This window comes from Pseudorhodobacter sp. E13 (assembly GCF_003991405.1).
Lineage (GTDB): Bacteria > Pseudomonadota > Alphaproteobacteria > Rhodobacterales > Rhodobacteraceae > Pseudorhodobacter.
Map to the genome: position 1 here is coordinate 33,737 of NZ_RPEN01000157.1, position 16,820 is coordinate 50,556.

Annotated in this window: 16 protein-coding genes and 1 tRNA gene; 10 read left to right on the forward strand and 7 right to left on the reverse strand. The window is 61.1% G+C overall.

Features of this window, described 5'->3' with window-relative positions; translation table 11 throughout:
- Positions 1 to 41: 41 nt before the first annotated feature.
- The 5 genes from EGN72_RS12460 to EGN72_RS12480 all read left to right on the forward strand — a co-directional run bounded on the left by EGN72_RS12460 (position 42) and on the right by EGN72_RS12480 (position 6,418).
- Positions 42 to 698, forward strand: a complete 657-nt coding sequence (locus EGN72_RS12460; protein WP_127048065.1) for a paraquat-inducible protein A — start codon at positions 42 to 44, stop codon at positions 696 to 698.
- Positions 665 to 1,300, forward strand: coding sequence for a paraquat-inducible protein A (locus EGN72_RS12465; protein ID WP_127048067.1), 636 nt, complete (start codon positions 665 to 667; stop codon positions 1,298 to 1,300). The genes EGN72_RS12460 and EGN72_RS12465 overlap by 34 nt, the downstream gene beginning before the upstream one ends.
- On the forward strand, positions 1,297 to 3,381 hold the full coding sequence (locus EGN72_RS12470) for an MlaD family protein (protein WP_127048069.1): 2,085 nt from the start codon (positions 1,297 to 1,299) through the stop codon (positions 3,379 to 3,381). Before EGN72_RS12465 ends, EGN72_RS12470 begins: the two co-directional genes overlap by 4 nt.
- A gap of 1 nt (position 3,382) precedes the next feature.
- Complete coding sequence (locus EGN72_RS12475; protein ID WP_233587131.1) at positions 3,383 to 3,955, forward strand: membrane integrity-associated transporter subunit PqiC; 573 nt, start codon at positions 3,383 to 3,385, stop codon at positions 3,953 to 3,955.
- 288 nt (positions 3,956 to 4,243) lie between these two features.
- A complete protein-coding gene (locus tag EGN72_RS12480) occupies positions 4,244 to 6,418 on the forward strand; it encodes a calcium-binding protein (RefSeq protein ID WP_158623191.1) in 2,175 nt (724 codons plus the stop codon).
- A 365-nt stretch (positions 6,419 to 6,783) separates the two neighbouring features.
- Here EGN72_RS12480 and EGN72_RS12485 read toward each other — a convergent pair.
- The 4 genes from EGN72_RS12485 to EGN72_RS12500 all read right to left on the reverse strand — a co-directional run bounded on the left by EGN72_RS12485 (position 6,784) and on the right by EGN72_RS12500 (position 10,561).
- Positions 6,784 to 6,859, reverse strand: a tRNA-Thr gene (locus EGN72_RS12485).
- Positions 6,860 to 6,902: 43 nt separating this feature from the next.
- Positions 6,903 to 8,369 carry a heme biosynthesis protein HemY gene (locus EGN72_RS12490; RefSeq protein WP_127048073.1) on the reverse strand — a complete coding sequence of 489 codons (1,467 nt, stop codon included), beginning with the start codon at positions 8,367 to 8,369 and terminating at the stop codon, positions 6,903 to 6,905.
- Between the two features lie 10 nt (positions 8,370 to 8,379).
- On the reverse strand, positions 8,380 to 9,750 hold the full coding sequence (locus EGN72_RS12495; RefSeq protein WP_127048075.1) for a COG4223 family protein: 1,371 nt from the start codon (positions 9,748 to 9,750) through the stop codon (positions 8,380 to 8,382).
- A 70-nt stretch (positions 9,751 to 9,820) separates the two neighbouring features.
- Complete coding sequence (locus EGN72_RS12500) at positions 9,821 to 10,561, reverse strand: uroporphyrinogen-III synthase (RefSeq protein WP_127048077.1); 741 nt, start codon at positions 10,559 to 10,561, stop codon at positions 9,821 to 9,823.
- Positions 10,562 to 10,607: 46 nt separating this feature from the next.
- On the opposite strand from EGN72_RS12500, the gene tsaD reads away from it, so the two are divergent.
- The 5 genes from tsaD (at position 10,608) to EGN72_RS12525 (ending at position 13,869) form a co-directional block, all read left to right on the forward strand.
- The gene (tsaD, locus tag EGN72_RS12505; protein WP_127048078.1) at positions 10,608 to 11,687 is read left to right on the forward strand and encodes a tRNA (adenosine(37)-N6)-threonylcarbamoyltransferase complex transferase subunit TsaD; all 1,080 of its coding nucleotides are present in this window, start codon (positions 10,608 to 10,610) and stop codon (positions 11,685 to 11,687) included.
- Entirely contained in the window at positions 11,684 to 12,616 is a 933-nt protein-coding gene (locus EGN72_RS12510; RefSeq protein WP_127048080.1) for an NAD(P)H-dependent glycerol-3-phosphate dehydrogenase, read from the forward strand. Before tsaD ends, EGN72_RS12510 begins: the two co-directional genes overlap by 4 nt.
- Positions 12,617 to 12,620: 4 nt before the next feature.
- Complete coding sequence (locus EGN72_RS12515) at positions 12,621 to 12,893, forward strand: YciI family protein (RefSeq protein WP_127048082.1); 273 nt, start codon at positions 12,621 to 12,623, stop codon at positions 12,891 to 12,893.
- Complete coding sequence (locus EGN72_RS12520; RefSeq protein ID WP_127048083.1) at positions 12,893 to 13,312, forward strand: EVE domain-containing protein; 420 nt, start codon at positions 12,893 to 12,895, stop codon at positions 13,310 to 13,312. Before EGN72_RS12515 ends, EGN72_RS12520 begins: the two co-directional genes overlap by 1 nt.
- Before the next feature lie 155 nt (positions 13,313 to 13,467).
- Positions 13,468 to 13,869 (forward strand): DUF1761 domain-containing protein, encoded by a 402-nt coding sequence (locus EGN72_RS12525; RefSeq protein ID WP_127048085.1) that lies wholly within the window; start codon positions 13,468 to 13,470, stop codon positions 13,867 to 13,869.
- A gap of 264 nt (positions 13,870 to 14,133) precedes the next feature.
- On the opposite strand, the gene EGN72_RS12530 is transcribed toward EGN72_RS12525, so the two are convergent.
- The 3 genes from EGN72_RS12530 to ahcY form a co-directional block, all read right to left on the reverse strand.
- Positions 14,134 to 14,475, reverse strand: a complete 342-nt coding sequence (locus tag EGN72_RS12530) for a DUF2853 family protein (RefSeq protein WP_127048087.1) — start codon at positions 14,473 to 14,475, stop codon at positions 14,134 to 14,136.
- 132 nt (positions 14,476 to 14,607) lie between these two features.
- Entirely contained in the window at positions 14,608 to 15,162 is a 555-nt protein-coding gene (locus tag EGN72_RS12535) for a class I SAM-dependent methyltransferase (protein WP_158623192.1), read from the reverse strand.
- Between the two features lie 184 nt (positions 15,163 to 15,346).
- Entirely contained in the window at positions 15,347 to 16,735 is a 1,389-nt protein-coding gene (gene ahcY, locus EGN72_RS12540; RefSeq protein WP_127048091.1) for an adenosylhomocysteinase, read from the reverse strand.
- Between the last annotated feature and the right edge of the window lie 85 nt (positions 16,736 to 16,820).

A 16,820-nucleotide genomic window follows, 5' to 3' on the forward strand; every position in this document is an offset into this window, starting at 1 on the left:
CGGGCCTTTTAACCCGCTTGGCCCTGCTGTAGAAGGCAGGAATGGAAAACGCTGCCACCACACACAAGGCTGATTTTGGCCCGGATCTGAATGATCTGGTGGCCTGCCCTGTCTGCGATACGCTGCACCGCTTTTCGGCTATTCCTTCGGGTGGGCGGGGGCGCTGTGTGCGCTGCCATCACACCCTTGCCGCCCCCCGCCAGAACGCGATGACCCGGATCGTGATGCTGGCCATCACCGCGACCATCCTGATGATCAGCGCGATCAGCTTTCCGTTTCTGACCATCGAAACCCATGGTTTGCGGCAGCAAGCCTCGGTGATTGATACGATTTTGGCCTATTCCGACGGGTTGATGGTGCCGCTGTCGTTGGCCATGGCCGCGCTGATCGTGGTTTTGCCGCTGACCCGGCTGTTCGCCATTCTTTACACCATCGCCCCCATGGCCATCGGGCATCGGCCCATCCGCGGCGCGGCGCAGGCCTTTCGCATCGCCGAATATCTGCGCCCCTGGGCCATGGCCGAGGTGTTTATCGTCGGTGTGGCCGTTGCCTTGGTCAAGGTGGGCGGGCTTGCCACGCTGACCATCGGCCCCGCCTTCTGGGCCTTTGCCGCCCTTGTTCTGATCACCGTCGTCAATGACACTTACATGAGCAGTCTGATCATATGGAAAACGCTGGAAGCGCGCGTCACACCCTGACCGCCCGCGAGGCGGGTCTGGTCAACTGTCGGGCCTGTGGCAAGGTCAGCCCGGCCACAACGCAGCTTTGCCCGCGTTGCGGTGCAACATTGCAAAGCCGCGACACGCAAAGCCTGCAAAAGGTCTGGGCGTGGTGGATTGCAGGCGTGATTGCCTTTGTTCCGGCCAATACCTACCCGATGCTGAAAACCGCCACGCTGGGCACAGAAACCGAAAGCACCCTGCTGGGCGGGATCGTGGAATTGCTGCATCACGGCTCTCTGGGGATTGCGGCGATTGTGTTCTTTGCCAGTATCGTCATCCCGGCCAGCAAGTTCTTTGCCATCGCTTATCTGGCAATGGGCACCCGCAAGCCCAGCCGCATCACCGCCCATCGCCGCCACCAGATCTATGAGGTGGTGGAATTTGTGGGCCGCTGGTCAATGATCGACGTGTTCGTCGTTGCCATTCTGGCCGCACTCGTGCAACTAGGCTCCGCTGCAAGCATCCATCCCGGAATTGCGGCGGTAAGCTTCGCCCTGTCTGTTGCTTTCACCATGCTCTCGGCCCAAAGCTTTGACCCAAGGCTTATCTGGGATGCCGACAAGGATACCCCTAAATGACCATGCCCGACCTGCCCGAAATGGATGTAACCCCCGCAAAGCGGTCGCCTTGGCGCAACCTGTCCTTTGTGTGGCTGGTGCCGATCCTTGCGCTGATCATTTCGATGGCGGTGGCGTGGCAAAGCTATAACAACAAGGGCACGCTGATCACCATCGTCTTCAAGGACGCCGCCGGGATCACGCCCAAGGACACCACGATCCGCTTTCGCGATGTGATCATCGGCGCGGTAGAGGAGGTCAACTTCTCCAAGGATATGGCCCAGGTCGAAATCTCGGCCCGCATCAACAAGGATGTCGCCGATACCTTTACCCCCGAAACCCTGTTCTGGGTGGTTCGGCCAGAGGTCAGCGCGCGCGGCATCAGCGGGTTGTCGACCGTTTTGTCGGGTGTTTACATCGATTCCGACTGGGTGCCGACGCAGGATTCCGCCGAGCGCGACTTTGTCGGCCTGTCCGAAACCCCGCTGATCCGCCCCGGAAACAAGGGCACGCGGGTCAAGATCCGGTCCAAGAACGGCACCAGCCTGACCCCCGGCGCGCCGGTGTTCTTTCGCGGGATGGAGGTCGGTCATCTGGACACGCCGCGCCTGTCTGAAACCGGCGACAGCACCGATGTCGAGGCTTTCATCAACGCACCCTATGACAAGTTTCTGACCACGGATTCGCGCTTCTGGAACCTTGCCGGCTTTTCGGTCACGCTTGGCCCGGCAGGGCTGGATTTGAACGTGGCCAGCCTTGGGTCGCTGCTGACAGGCGGGGTTGCGTTTGAAAACATCGTATCGGGCGGCCAGCCTGTCACGGATGACACGCTGTTCCGGCTGTTTGCCAATGAAACCGCCGCACGCGAAAGCATCTTTACGCAGCTTAGCGCCAATTCGGTGACGATGTCGGTTGTCTTTGGCGAATCCATCAGCGGCTTGGCCGCAGGGGCACCGGTGGAATATCGCGGGTTGCGCATCGGGCAGGTCAACGGGATTGGGGCGTTTATCGTCAAGAACCCGGCAGGCAGTTCGGTGAACATGCGCGCGGTCATCGCAATTGACCCGCAGTCACTGGGGCTTGGCGCAGAGGCGGGCGAAGATGTCACCCGTTCTTTCGTGGAAAAACTGGTGGCGGACGGCATGCGCGCCCGGCTTTCGACGACCAGCATCTTCAGCTCGGCGCTGAAAATCGAACTGGCCGAGGTGCCGGATGCCCTGCCCGCCCGGCTGGAAGATGATGCCGATGGCACACCCGTGATCCCCAGCGTCAAATCTGATCTGCCGGACTTTACCGCCACCGCCGAAGGTGTGTTGGAACGGGTAAACAATCTGCCCATCGAAGACGTGATGAATCAGGCCATCTCTCTTATGGCGTCGATTGAGGCGATTGCAGTTGCCCCCGGAACCCAGCGCGCGCCCGATGCCATTCTGGGCCTGCTGGAAGATGCGCGCGGGCTGATCGGCAAGGAAGATACTCAAGCCATCCCGACCGAATTGCGCGCTGTGATTGCCGATCTGCGCAGCATCGTGGGCGAGTTGAAGGAACGCGGCGCTGTGGACCAATTGTCCAGCGCGCTGGCCAGCATCGACAAGGCATCGGCTGATTTTGCCACCGCTTCGGGTGATTTGCCCAAGCTGATCGAGGACCTGCGCGCCATTGCCGCCAAGGTGAACGACCTGAAAGCCGAAGAGCTGATCGCCTCTGTCACCCGCGTGATGGACAGCACCGATGCGCTGATCGGCACCGAAGGCGCGCGCAGCATCCCGCCCGCACTCGCCTCGGCGCTGGAGGAGGTGCAGGTGGCGCTGAAAGAATTGCGCGAAGGTGGCGCGATTGAAAACACCAATGCCACGCTGGCCTCGGCCCGCGAGGCGGCGGATGCGGTGGCGAAAGCCGCCAAAGACTTCCCTGATGTGACAGCACAGCTAGACTCTGTCATCTCCAAGGCCGATGCGCTGATCTCTGCTTATGGCGCGAAATCGACCTTCAATTCCGAAACGCTTGACCTTCTGCGCGAGTTGAAGGCAGCGGCGAAATCCGTTGCCCAATTGGCCCGCACGATTGAGCGTAACCCCAATTCCCTTATCCTAGGACGTTGATGTGACCCTACGTATCGCTGCCCTCACCCTCGCCGCTGCCCTGCCCCTTGCCTCCTGCGGGGATACCAATGCCCGTTTCCCCATCGCATCGGCGACGACGGAAACCGTGGCCAAATCCCGCGTTGCCGTGGGCACGATCGAGGTGCGCGACGTGTCGCTGCCCGCCTATGCCGCCGCATCCGAAATTGTGGTGGAACAGGACAGCGGCGCGCTGACCGTGGTGCCCAAGGCGATCTGGGCGGATGACCCGGTGCGCGCGGTCACAGGTTCGCTTGCGCGCAGCCTTGACCTGCGCTCCACCGCCTCGGTCGCGTCAGAGCCGTGGCCGCTGGCCGAACCCGCCGCCGTGCGGGTAGAGGTGCGCATCGACCGCATGATCGCCAAGGTGGACGGCACGTTTGAGCTGAGCGGGCAATTTGCCATTGCCGCACCGGATGGGGCTGTGCGCGAAACGGTGCAGCGCTTTGCGGTTTCGGCCCCGATGGCCGATAACTCCCCCGCGGCTGTGGCGCAGGCCACCGGGCAGGCGATTGATAACCTGGCCAACGAGATCATCAAGAAACTGCGCCGCTAAGCCAGCGCTTTGTCAGACGCATAAAAACCGCGGCGGGTTTCCCTTCGGCGCGGCGACACTGCGGCTGCAACAGGGCAGGCGCAGGCCAAACCCTACCGCTGCCAATCCGCCAGATTTAGCTGCCGTCTGCCTATATTTTACGCTAGGTTAATTTGTTGCCGTTTGCGACGGGCCTCCAATTGACGCTGTTGAATTAGCACCTTACGGTGACACAAATTTTTAGATGGTTGGGAGTTATCAATGCCATATCCAAGCTGGTCAGAAGTATTCGATATCGATGGCTCTAACGTGAGCCAAACATCAACCATGTTGGCCCTTCTGAACACCGATGGGACGCATACCCGTGTTCTGGGCACGGGGCTTACCTACAGTGGGACGCATCTCATTGGCGGAACGATCACCGGGTTGGCACTTTTTGACCCCAACACAAGCACCGTTTTGGTAAGCTATCTGGGCATGAGCCGACCCGTTGTCGACGTGCTTGCGGACCTGAGCGTCATCGAAGATGTTACCGAAGACTTTGCGCAGCTTTCGGCCTTTTTTGATTTTGAATCATCGGAAGACCCGGCCACTGTGTCACCAAGCTTGTTCGAATCCGTGGATAGCGCTGGGAATGTCGCGCAGTTCATCGGCACCAATCTGTTGACCAGCAGCGGTGACTTCAACTTTGCCACCGGGGTCATCACAGAGGTCCGTATTCTGAACTCCAATGGTGTCCAGTTGGGGACAACAGGACCTGTTTCGTATAATCTGGGTCTGTTTGCTGATGGGTTTGACGGTCCCGGGCGCTATCTTATTAACTCTGCGGCAGGCGCCGCCAGCAACATCTATTACGATCCATCCTACAGCACCGACGATAATTATCTGGATATTCTGCCGGGTTCTGTCGCCAAGACCCTTGACCTGAATAGCAGCGGATTCTTTCTGGTGGGCTATGTCGGAACCAACGGTTTGATTGCCGACCTTGGCGCCGGAACGGTTATTCGTGACGGCGTCACCGATACTTATACTGGCTCTCCGACCGGCTTTGGCCTGCTTGATGGCAGCCCCGGCGACGACATCATCACGATGGGCGGCAATGTTTTCAAAGGCGTCTTTGGTGCAGGGGGCAATGACTCTATTCTTGGATCAAGCGGCAATGACCAGATCGAAGGCGGCGATGGCGCGGATACGATCGAAGGCGGCGCTGGCGGCGATGCCATGTGGGGTAACGGATACAACTATGGTGATTCCGACGAGGATACCTTGGCCTATACAACCTCGGACGCCGGGGTCACGATCAATCTGACCACACAAACCGCCAGCGGTGGCCATGCAAACGGCGATTTCATTCAGGGCTTTACACATGTGCTTGGGTCTGACCATGGCGATGACCTGACCGGGTCAGACGCTGGCAACACTTTGCGCGGCAATGCGGGGAATGACCGACTGTCGGGTGTTAACGGCAACGATATTCTGGTCGGCAGCGCGGGTCTTGACTCGCTTTTCGGCGGCAATGGTGCCGATAGATTGTTCGGCGGCCAAGACGCAGATATTCTGGCGGGCGGTAGCGGTGATGACGAAGCCTTTGGCGGCGACAGCAGCGACGTGATCTACGGGAATGATGGCAACGATACGCTGGACGGCGGCAGCGGCGAAGACGACATGTCGGGCGGCAATGGCAACGACCGGATGTCGGGTGGCGATGACAATGACCTGATGCGCGGCGGCAATGGCGATGACCGCCTTGACGGTGATGACAACAATGACGTGATGGCCGGCAACAATGGCAATGACACGCTTTTGGGCGGAGACGGAGACGACCGCTTGTTCGGCGGCGCGGATGCGGATTTGCTGGCCGGTGGCAACGGCGATGATCTGGCCAATGGTGGCAGCGGCGCCGACCTGATTTACGGGAACAGCGGCCTCGACAGCCTTTATGGCGGCGATGGCGGCGACGAATTGTCCGGCGGCAATGACAATGACCGTCTGTGGGGTGGCAACGACCTTGATACCATGCGCGGTGGCAATGGCGATGATGAGATGTTTGGCGGCAATGGCGAAGATCTTCTGGCCGGCAACCTTGGCAATGATTCCATCTATGGTGACAGTGGAAATGACTCTTTGTTTGGCGGCGGCGGGGATGACTTCATCTTCGGTGGCAGCGGCTCAGATAGGATGAACGGCGGCGCTGGCGCGGATGTGTTCGTGTTCACCGCTGTGACAGACAGCATTCACGGCGCTGGCCGTGACGTGATCACCGATTTTGCCCATGGTGTCGACAAGATCGACCTCAGCGGTCTTGCCGCATCCCTTACATTTGTGGGGGCCAGCTACACGGGCACAGGCACCGCCGGAGAGGTGCGCTATAACGCGGCTATCGGGCGTGTCTATGTCGATTTGACAGGCAGTGGCGCTTCTGATTTCAGCATTGATCTGGACGGCGCGCCGACCATCACGGTGGATGATTTCATTCTGGCCTAAGGGTCATTACCTGAACGAAGAAAACAGGGGCAGCTTGCGGGCTGCCCCTTTTGCCAATCCGCTTTAGCCACTGACCTGCCACGCAGCCAGCCGATGACTGGATGACCAAGGACTTGGCTTGCGCAGAATGAAAGCCTGCACCTCTGGCCGCCCCATCACAGCGCCGCGCCCCTTCCGATACGACAGCCAAAACTATCGCACCCTTCGGTCAAGGGCGCATTGCGCAAGGTCTGTCTCGGGGGATCAGGCGTCGCATTGAGGTTCAGAAAGCGCCTTCTGCGCGTGGCGACGCGGATAGCCTCTTTCCCGAACCCATTCACGCGCAACGGCTTTCCGGGTTTCGTCGGGATTCTGAAAAGGGAAAGTGGTGCCGCTGAAGGGACTCGAACCCCCGACCCCATCATTACGAATGACGTGCTCTACCATCTGAGCTACAGCGGCTTGGTGGCGGGCTATTACCACCGGGAAAGGTAACTGTGTAGCCCTATTTTTCGGTTTTTTCCTCTGGCGTATCGGAAATGATTTCGGCGTCGTCGGGTTCCGGCTCTGCGTCGACGGTGACAGAGGCCGGTTCGGGCGCGCCGATGATCAGTGGCAGGAGTTCCGAGCCAGTGGCGCTGGGGCCAGTTGCATCTGCGGGTTCACGCCATGACAAGGTGTCAAAGCTGGCGCAGTTGTCGCAAACCGGAACCCATTGCGCATGGATCGCCTGGCATTTGTCGCAGCACCATTGCGGGCCGCGCGGCGCTGTCAGCGCGCGGGCAAGCCAGCCACGGATCACCGCATCATCGGCACCTTCGCCACGTTCCACCGCCGCCATGATCGCCAAGGTCCGCGCATTCGGGTGCGAGGTGGCCAGATCGCCCAGCGCGCGGCGGGCGGCGGGGAAATCTTCGGCAGTGATGTTCAACTCGGCCAGAAGCAGGCGGGTTTCGATATGGTCGGGGTTGATGCCAGTCAGCGTGCGGAACCGCTTGAGCCGGGCCGCCACGGATTCGTCCGGGGCAATTTCGGCAAAGGCGGCCGCCAGATCAGGGTGCGGTTGCGCCGACCACGCTTTCTTGAGAACCTTGGTCGCGTTGCGGCTGTCGCCTTTGGCGATATAGCTGCGAGCGGCCATGGCAGCGGCGGGGATCAGATCGGGCGACAGGCGATTCGCCTCGATCGCGGCCTCGCGGGCTTCGATGCTGGCATCCTCGTCGAACACGCCTTTCGCCTCTTGCAGGGCCAGAACGGCATCGCGGCGGCGGAAGATATCGCGCGGCAGATCGCCGGATTTCAGCTTGGCGCCCAGCGTGACGCGCGCGCCTTTCCAATCGCCATGTTCGGTTTGCAGGCCCAGCAAGGTTTCCTGAATCTCGCTATGCTTGGGTTTCAGCGCAAAGGCCTTTTCGGCCAGTTTCAGGGCGGTTTCGGTATCGCCTTCGATCATCTTCTGGCGCATCAGGCCACGGATGCCGACAAAGCGCGATTTGTCATCTTCCAGCAACTGCTTATAGGCCTCGGATGCGCGCTTGGTGTCGCCTGTCATCTCGGCGGCTTGCGCGATCAGCAGGGTGGTCAGTTCCGGACGGTCCAGCAGCTTGTCGGCCTTGGCCGCGCGTGACAACGCCACCCGCCCTTCGCCCGAGGCCAGCGCCATCAGCCCATCCGACAGCGCCTGATAACCCTTGCGTTCGCGGTTGCGGTCAAAATAGCGCGAGATGGCAGTTTCATCACCATTGAGAAAGCGCAGCACCGCGACCAAGAGGCCGATAAGCTTCAGCAGCAACCACAGCGCCAGCATCAGCACCACAAGGGCAACCGCCGCCTGCAAGGGGCCAAGGTTATATTCCATGCCCAGCATGGCGATACGGATGCCGCCACCGGTATCCATCAAGATACCTGCGCCATAGGTAAGCCCGGCGATGGCTGCGACAAACAACAGAACTTTCAAGAGCGACCAGATCATTTTGTGGGTGTTACCTTTCGCTCAGTGCGGCGGCCAATTCGGCCGTTGCTGTTTGTGCGGACAACCGCAGTTTGGCCTGATCGACCCATGCAGCCATGGCCGCTTGTGCCGCTTCTGGCAGGGCAGAGATTTCGGTCAGCGCGGCAGGCAGATCCCCTGCCGCCACGGCGGCATTGGCGCGTGACAGCACGGCATCCGGGTCATTGCCTTCGCGCGGGGTCAGGGAACGTGCGCCGGTCTGGCTGCGCAGGAAAGAGCCGAAGCGTTCGGACCAAGTGCTGCCCATATCGCCGCGCAGGCTTTCGGACAGCGCCTCGCGCGCGGGGGCGGCAAAGCTTTCGGTCAGGGCAGCGATGGAGGGCACGCCTGTCTCGGCGCTATCGGTCAACACCGCAGGCACGGCCAGCCCGGCCTCGGACAACAGGGCCAGCGGTTCGGCAAAGGGGGCGCCGCTGTCCATCGCGGCCTCGACCTTGACCAGCGCGGCTTGCAGCAAGGTGGTTTCGGCCTCGGCCTCTACTTCCAAGCGGGCGGTTTCGGCTTGGGCGGCAGCGGTTTCGGCGGCGGCTTTCTGGGTGTCAATCTCGTTGCGCAGGGCGGCGATATCCGCGGTCAGCGCCGACAGCGCCGCCGGGTCAACCGCAGCACCGCTGGCGGGGCGGGTTTCCAGCGCGGTCAGGCGTTCTTCGATCGCGGTCAGGCGCGGGCCGAAATCTTCGCCGCTTGGGGTGTTGCTTGCAGCCTCTGCCGCGGCCTTTGTCGCAGCTTCGGCGGTTTGCAAGGCGGTTGTGGCGGTATCGCGCAGCGTGGCCAATTCGCTGCCAAGGGCTGCCACCGCATCGCTGGTGCTGTCGGTTTGTGGCAAGGCGGCGACAGTGCTGCGCAGGTCAGCAATCGCGTTGCCCTGTTCGGTGATCTGGCTTTGCAACGGGCTTGTGCCGGGCACGGGCCACCCTTCGGGCACGACATAGCGCGCAAGGGCAAAGCCAAGACCTGCAGCCACCACGCCACCCAGCACCAGCGGCACAAAGCCGGGGCTGGCCTTGACCAAGGGCGGCGATGCAGGCGCTGCCATGGGTTCTGGCTCTGGTTCTGGCGCGGATGGTTCCGGGTCCGGGCTGCTTTGCGTGGCTGCGGCCCGCGCGGGTTCGCTGGGGGTTACAAGGTCGGCTGCGGCGTCATGCTTTTCAGCTTCGGCCGCGATTTCGGCTTTCACGGCGTCGGGTTCATCCAGCACCACTACGGCATCTTCAACGGGGTCTGGCGTGCTTGTCGTGGCGCTGTCCTCGGCGGAAACGATTTCGCTTTTGTCCTCAGGCACAGGCGCAGTGCTGTCTTTGGCCGACTTGTTGCGCTTGCCCGATGATCCTTGGGTAGCCATAAATGCGTCTCCGTTCCAACTCCCCAGATTTCCGGGGTTTTTATCAATCTAGACTGTGATCGTCACAGGCTCAAGGCGTCTGGGTTGCGTCATAGGCACCCACAAGGGAATCAAGCAGCGCCACCGCGTTTGGTTCCTTTGCATAAAGCAGTTTTATCGGTTGCGACAGCAAAGGCTCGGCCACAGCCGCGCTTAGAACCGCACAAACCAACGGCGCGCGCGGGGTGATTGGCCCGACCTGCGCCAAGAATAGGTGGGCAGAGCGGGGCGAGAACAGGGGAACCACAACCGGGCGTTCCCCCCGCAGCAGGGTCTTTGCCTGATCTGTCAGCGGCTGGTCGGCTTGGCGATAGGCGGTGCAGGCTGTGGTGGGGATGCCGCCTGCGGTCAGCCGCCCGGCCACATCGCCGCGCGTGTCGGCACCGCAAAGGTGCAGCAAAGGGCCGCTTGGGCGCTGCGACAGGATCAGGGCGACCAGCGCATCGGCATCGCCTTCGGCAGACACCGGGGCGAGACCCGCCGCTTGCGCCGCCTGCGCGGTGCGCCCGCCCACGCAATAGGCGGTGTTCCCGGTGACAGCAAAGCGCGCCGGATCGCGGCGATAGGCGGCGACCCCGGTTTCAGAGGTAAAGACAAGGGCGGCAAACGGGCCGGATGGCACCTTTGGCACCGGAAACTCTGGCTCCATCAGGGGGCTGATGACCACCGTCAGCCCATCGCCAAAGCGGTCACGCAGCATATCGGCAAACCGCGCGCTTTGCGCGGAGGGGCGTGTCAGCAGAAAGGCGGGCAGGCGGGATTGTATGGCCATAGGGTCGGTGTTACCTGCTAGGAACCCAAACGGCAACTGATCACGCATGGACACACCGCTTACATTCCTTGGCATCGAAAGCAGCTGCGATGATACCGCAGCGGCGATTGTGCGCGATGGCCCTGCGGGGCGCGAGATTTTGGCAAGCGTGGTCGAAGGCCAAACCAGCCTGCATGCCGATTTCGGCGGCGTGGTGCCCGAGATTGCCGCCCGCGCCCATGCCGAACGTGTGGATGGCTGCATCGCGCAGGCGATGGCGGCGGCGGGGCTGGGCTTTACCGATCTGGATGGAATTGCGGTGACGGCCGGGCCGGGGCTGATTGGCGGCGTGTTGGCAGGTGTGATGTGCGGCAAGGGGCTTTCGGCGGCGACGGGTTTGCCCTTGGTCGGCGTCAACCATCTGGCGGGCCATGCGTTGACCCCGCGGCTGACCGATGGCTTGGCCTTTCCTTACCTCATGCTGCTGGTTTCGGGCGGGCATTGCCAATACCTGCGCGTTGACGGCCCCGAGGCGTATACGCGGCTTGGCGGGTCCATCGACGATGCCCCGGGCGAGGCGTTTGACAAAATCGCCAAGATCCTTGGCCTGCCGCAACCGGGTGGCCCAGCGGTCGAGGCAAAGGCGCGCAAAGGTGACGCCAAACGCTTTGCCCTGCCGCGCCCGCTGCTGGATCGTCCGGGCTGCGATATGTCTTTTTCCGGGTTGAAAACGGCGGTGCTGCGCACGCGCGACAAGATGATCGCGGAACAGGGCGGCTTGACGCGGCAAGATCGCGCCGACCTTTGTGCCGGGTTCCAGACCGCTGTGGCCGAGGTGATGGCCGAAAAGACCCGCCGTGCGCTGGAACTGGCCCCGGTGGCCGCGCTGGCGGTGGCCGGGGGTGTGGCCGCGAATGGGGCCATTCGTGCGGTGCTGGAACAGGTGTGCGCCGCGGCGGGCGTGCGGTTTCTGGCCCCGCCTTTGGCGCTGTGCACCGATAACGCGGCGATGATCGCCTGGGCGGGGATTGAACGGTTCCGGGCCGGGGGGCGCGATGACCTGTCGCTTTCGGCGCGGCCCCGCTGGCCCTTGGATCAGACCAGCCCGGCGCTGCTTGGCTTTGGCAAGAAAGGGGCGAAGGCATGATCGGGATCATTGGCGCGGGGGCCTTTGGGGGGGCCTTGGCGATTGCCTTGGGGGCCAAGCAACCTGTCAGCCTGTGGGGGCGTGGCATGTCAGGGCGCGAGATTGCGCGGCTGCCGGGGGCGGTGCTGCCGCAAACGGTGCAAGTGGTTGGGCTGGACGTGGTAAGCCGGGCCGATACGCTGTTGCTGGCGCTGCCCGCGCAGGCGATGGGGCAGTTTCTGGCCGAGCATTGGCGCGTGCTGGATGGCAAGGCGCTGGTGGCTTGCTGCAAGGGTGTCGATGTCCTTAGCGGGTTTGGGCCGACGGGGGTGATTGCCCAGCATTGCCCGCGCGCGCGCGCCGCCATTCTGACGGGGCCCAGCTTTGCCAGTGACATTGCCAAGGGCCTGCCCACCGCGCTGACGCTGGCCTGTGCCGACAAGGCGGAAGGCGAGGCCTTGCAGCAGCGCCTGTCGACCGATGTTTTGCGCCTGTATCGGACCAGTGACGTGACCGGGGCCGAGTTTGGCGGCGCGTTGAAAAACGTGATCGCGATTGCGGCGGGCGTGGTGATGGGCGCGGGCCTGGGCGAAAGCGCGCGGGCGGCCCTGATGACGCGCGGCTTTGCCGAAATGCAGCGACTGGCCTTGCACCTTGGCGCACGGGCGGAAACGCTGGCGGGCCTGTCGGGCTTTGGCGATCTGGTGCTGACCTGCACCTCGGCGCAATCGCGCAACTATCGCTATGGGCTGGCGCTTGGCGCGGGGACGGGGTTTGATCCGGCCCAAACCGTCGAAGGGGTTGCGACCGCGAAAGCCGTGGCTACACTCAGCCAGCACAAACAGGTGGATATGCCGATCACGCAGATGGTGGCGGCCCTTACACAGCAAAAGATCACCCTTGAGGCTGCGATCCATGCCCTCATGTCCCGCCCATTGAAACAGGAGTAAACCCATGCGTGTCGCCCTTATCGCCCAAGACAAACCCGGAGCGTTGCAAATCCGGCTGGACAACCGCGCGGCGCATTTGGCGCATATTGAGGCTTCGGGGATTGTGGAAATGGCAGGCCCGCTGCTGACCCCCGAAGGCACGATGAGCGGATCTCTGGTGATCCTGAGCGTGGAGGATATGGCGCAGGCTCAGGCTTGGGCCGATGCGGACCCTTATGCGCTGGCAGGGCTGTTCCAGTCGGTGACGCTGACCGAGTGGAAAAAGGTTATCGGCTGATGGCATATTGGCTGTTCAAATCGGAACCCGATGTCTGGGGTTGGGACCATCAGGTCGCCAAAGGGGACGCGGGCGAGGAATGGGGCGGCGTGCGCAACTATCAGGCGCGCAACAACATGCGTGCGATGAAGGTCGGTGATCTGGGGTTTTTCTATCATTCCAACATCGGCAAGGAAGTGGTGGGCATCGTTGAGGTGTGCCGCGAAAGCGCGCCCGACAGCACGACCGACGATCCGCGCTGGGATTGCGTGATGATCAAGGCGGTGGAGCCGTTGAAAACCCCGGTCACGCTGGAGGCCTGCAAGGTTGCGCCGGGGCTGGAAGATATGGCCTTGGTCAAGAACACCCGCCTGTCGGTTCAACCCGTAACGCCCGAGGAATGGCGCATCATCCGGCGGATGGGCGGGCTGGACGCGTAAGCGGTTGGGAACAAAACCTTTTCCACGGAAAAGGCGTTCGCAGCCTTAGGGGTTTTGCAAGGGTTTCCTGCCTGCCCTGCGCGCAAGGCCGAAATCCTTTGCCTGACGGGCTGCCTGTCTGTCATCTTGATCCGAACAAGAGGGGGAGAGAGACAATGGGCTTTCTGAGTGTGATCGTGGCGGCGGCAGCATCCTGGGTGCTGGGGGCCGCGTGGTATATGACGCTTTCCAAGCCATGGATGGAGGCGGCGGGCATCGCCTACGACGAGAACGGCAAGCCGAAAGGCGGGGGAAGCCCGCTGCCCTTTGTCTTGTCGGCGCTTTGCATGCTGTTGGTCGCGGGCATGATGCGGCACATCTTTGCCGGGTCTGGTGTTGATACGGTGTTCAAAGGGTTGATGGGCGGGCTTGGTATCGGGCTGTTCTTCATCGCGCCTTGGGTCATGATCAACAACGCCTATGCGATGCGGCCCTTTAAGCTGACGCTGATTGATGGTGGCTATGCGGTGGCGGGCTGTGCGGTGATCGGGGTTGTGTTGACGCTGTTCCAAGCCTGAACCGCGCAAAAGATAGGAGGGCCCCGACCCCATCAGGACCCTCCTCCCACACCACGTGCTCCCTCAGCACCACACGTGTTCTGTTTGAAAAGGTCCCGGGCGTCCTGCCCTATGGTTTTGATATACCCGATCCGGGCCAAGCTGGCAAAAGCCATTCACATCGCAATTGAAACAAGCGCGGTGCAGTTTGTCAGGCTTTTGGAAACACATGCACCCGCGACCTTGCGGGCGCGGGTGCGTGTTGGACTGAAACCGGGGCTGCGTTCAGCCGTAAACGGATTCTTTGCCGAAATGCTTGGCCAGCATGTAATAAATCACGGCGCGGTATTTGTTACGCTCGGACTTGCCATAGGTGTTGATGACGGCATTGATCGCTTCCATCAGGGCGGGGCTGTCGGCAAGGCCCAGCTTTTTCATCAGAAAGTTCTTTTTGACGGTTTCCAGTTCGGACGGGTCGGTGCCCGCGACCGTAGAGCTGTCAGCGTTATAGATCGCGGGGCCGCAACCGATGGTGACTTTGGTCAGCAGTGCCATATCCGGTTCCATCTTGCACTTGGTGCGCAGGTCCTCGGCATATTTCGCGATCAGATCGTCTCTCTTGCTCATGTGTCGTTGCTCCTTGTTGGTTGACGTCCGCTTTTTGCCCTGACTTTGGGCGGCTTGCGAAAGCTTAGGCGGAAAACGAAGGCTAAATAAAGGGAAAATTCACCCAGTTTTCACCCTAAGCGGTGCGACGGTTTATCCGCGCTTCAACTCGATGATATACTGGTTGGCCATCAGGGTCAGCTCAGCCTTGTCGCCCAGCTCTTCCATCAAAGCCTCGACTGCGCGGCGCACGGGGGCACCTGACGCTTCGGTTTGCCAGTTATAATCATCGCCGGAAATAATGCCGTTCGGTTTTACCTTTTTAAGGCACAGCGCCAGATCATTGCCGATAAAGGGTTCGTTGTGATTGCCATCAATATAAACCCAATCCAGCGAGGCATCGGGCAAGCTGTTCAGCGCGTCTTCGGAGGTGGCGCGGTGAATATGCACGCGGTCATCGGATTTGAAGGCGGCGACGACATCTTGATATTTCACTTCCATCAGATGTTCGTTTTTCTTGCGGCCAAACCCGGTGTTGCCAAATTCGGGCTGATAGAGCCATGGGTCGATCAGGTGCAGTTCCTTCGGCTCGCAGATCTCGATGATGCGGCGGCTGAAATTGCCTTCCCAGACACCGATTTCGGCCACGACCGCGTTTTTCGGCATGCGGCCAAGCAGGCGGCCGCGCACGATATCCCGTTTACTCATTTCTTCCATGATCTGCCTCTCTTGCCCCAGTTATCGGGGCTTTATTGTTTTCGTTGGCGCAACAATACACGGGCTTTTGCCAAACACAAAAGCCTTGCGCGCGGTCGCGGTGCAAGCGTTGTAGAAAAGCCGCAAGGGCCGGACCTCTGTGTTGGGTCCGGCCTTTTGGCGCGTGGGACGCGCCTTAGTAGCGGTAATGCTCGGGCTTGAAGGGGCCTTCTTGCGGCACGCCGATGTAATCGGCCTGTTCCTTGCGCAGTTCCGTCAGCTTCACGCCGATACGGGCAAGGTGCAGACGGGCCACTTTTTCATCCAGATGCTTGGGCAGGATGTAGACGCCGGGGGCGTATTCGTCGCCCTTGGTCCAGAGTTCGATCTGCGCCAGAACCTGATTGGTGAAGGACGCCGACATCACGAAGGACGGGTGGCCGGTGGCGTTGCCAAGGTTCAGCAAACGGCCTTCGGACAGCAGGATAAGACGGTGCCCGTTGGGCATCTCGATCATATCCACCTGTTCCTTGATATTCGTCCATTTGTGGTTTTTCAGCGCGGCGACCTGAATTTCATTGTCGAAATGGCCGATGTTGCCGACGATCGCCATGTCCTTCATCTCGCGCATATGCTCGATGCGGATCACGTCTTTGTTGCCGGTGGTGGTGACGAAAATGTCGGCGGTGGCCACAACATCTTCCAGCGTGGTCACCTGGAAGCCATCCATCGCGGCTTGCAGCGCGCAGATCGGGTCCACTTCGGTGACGATCACGCGGGCACCCGCCCCCTTGAGCGAGGCAGCAGAGCCTTTGCCCACATCGCCGTAGCCCATCACAACGGCAACCTTGCCGGCCATCATGGTGTCGGTGGCGCGGCGGATACCGTCAACCAGCGATTCCTTGCAGCCGTATTTGTTATCAAACTTGGACTTGGTGACAGAGTCGTTGACGTTGATCGCCGGGAAGGGCAGTTGGCCCTTTTTGTGAAGGTCATAAAGACGGTGCACGCCTGTCGTGGTTTCTTCGGACACGCCTTTGATCGCGGCTTTGGTCTTGGCGAACCAGCCGGGGGTTTCCTTGATGCGCTTCTGGATTTGCAGCTTGATGACTTCTTCTTCTTCGGATTGCGGCACGGACAGCACGTCCTCGCCTGCTTCCATCCGGGCACCCAGCAGAACGTAAAGCGTGGCGTCGCCGCCATCATCAAGGATCATGTTCGCGCCTTCGGGGAACATGAAGGATTTGTCCAGATAATCCCAATGCTCGGTCAGGGTCTGGCCCTTGATGGCAAAGACCGGAACGCCAGCCTTGGCAATGGCAGCGGCGGCGTGATCCTGGGTTGAAAAGATGTTGCAAGAGGCCCAGCGCACATCGGCACCAAGGGCCACCAGCGTTTCAATCAACACGGCGGTCTGGATCGTCATATGCAGCGAGCCGACGATACGCGCGCCTTTCAGCGGCTTGGCAGCGCCGAATTCCTCGCGCAGCGCCATCAGGCCCGGCATCTCGGTTTCCGCGATGTTCAGTTCCTTGCGCCCAAACTCGGCCAGCGCGATATCTTTTACGACGTAATCCTTCGGCATGTGCCGATCTCCTTGGCAATTATACTGTTGTGGTCCAGATACCATTGTATCCATGTGGGGGCAATGACGGCGAAATTTGGTGAAT

Excerpts from the sequence above, each read along its gene's own strand:
- EGN72_RS12460 (WP_127048065.1), top strand. The coding sequence starts at position 42 with ATGGAAAACGCTGCCACCACACACAAGGCTGATTTTGGCCCGGATCTG.
- EGN72_RS12465 (WP_127048067.1), top strand. The coding sequence starts at position 665 with ATGGAAAACGCTGGAAGCGCGCGTCACACCCTGACCGCCCGCGAGGCG.
- EGN72_RS12470 (WP_127048069.1), top strand. The coding sequence starts at position 1,297 with ATGACCATGCCCGACCTGCCCGAAATGGATGTAACCCCCGCAAAGCGG.
- EGN72_RS12490 (WP_127048073.1), bottom strand. The coding sequence starts at position 8,369 with ATGATCTGGTCGCTCTTGAAAGTTCTGTTGTTTGTCGCAGCCATCGCC.
- EGN72_RS12495 (WP_127048075.1), bottom strand. The coding sequence starts at position 9,750 with ATGGCTACCCAAGGATCATCGGGCAAGCGCAACAAGTCGGCCAAAGAC.
- EGN72_RS12500 (WP_127048077.1), bottom strand. The coding sequence starts at position 10,561 with ATGGCCATACAATCCCGCCTGCCCGCCTTTCTGCTGACACGCCCCTCC.
- tsaD (WP_127048078.1), top strand. The coding sequence starts at position 10,608 with ATGGACACACCGCTTACATTCCTTGGCATCGAAAGCAGCTGCGATGAT.
- EGN72_RS12510 (WP_127048080.1), top strand. The coding sequence starts at position 11,684 with ATGATCGGGATCATTGGCGCGGGGGCCTTTGGGGGGGCCTTGGCGATT.
- EGN72_RS12515 (WP_127048082.1), top strand. The coding sequence starts at position 12,621 with ATGCGTGTCGCCCTTATCGCCCAAGACAAACCCGGAGCGTTGCAAATC.
- EGN72_RS12520 (WP_127048083.1), top strand. The coding sequence starts at position 12,893 with ATGGCATATTGGCTGTTCAAATCGGAACCCGATGTCTGGGGTTGGGAC.
- EGN72_RS12525 (WP_127048085.1), top strand. The coding sequence starts at position 13,468 with ATGGGCTTTCTGAGTGTGATCGTGGCGGCGGCAGCATCCTGGGTGCTG.
- EGN72_RS12530 (WP_127048087.1), bottom strand. The coding sequence starts at position 14,475 with ATGAGCAAGAGAGACGATCTGATCGCGAAATATGCCGAGGACCTGCGC.
- EGN72_RS12535 (WP_158623192.1), bottom strand. The coding sequence starts at position 15,162 with ATGAGTAAACGGGATATCGTGCGCGGCCGCCTGCTTGGCCGCATGCCG.
- ahcY (WP_127048091.1), bottom strand. The coding sequence starts at position 16,735 with ATGCCGAAGGATTACGTCGTAAAAGATATCGCGCTGGCCGAGTTTGGG.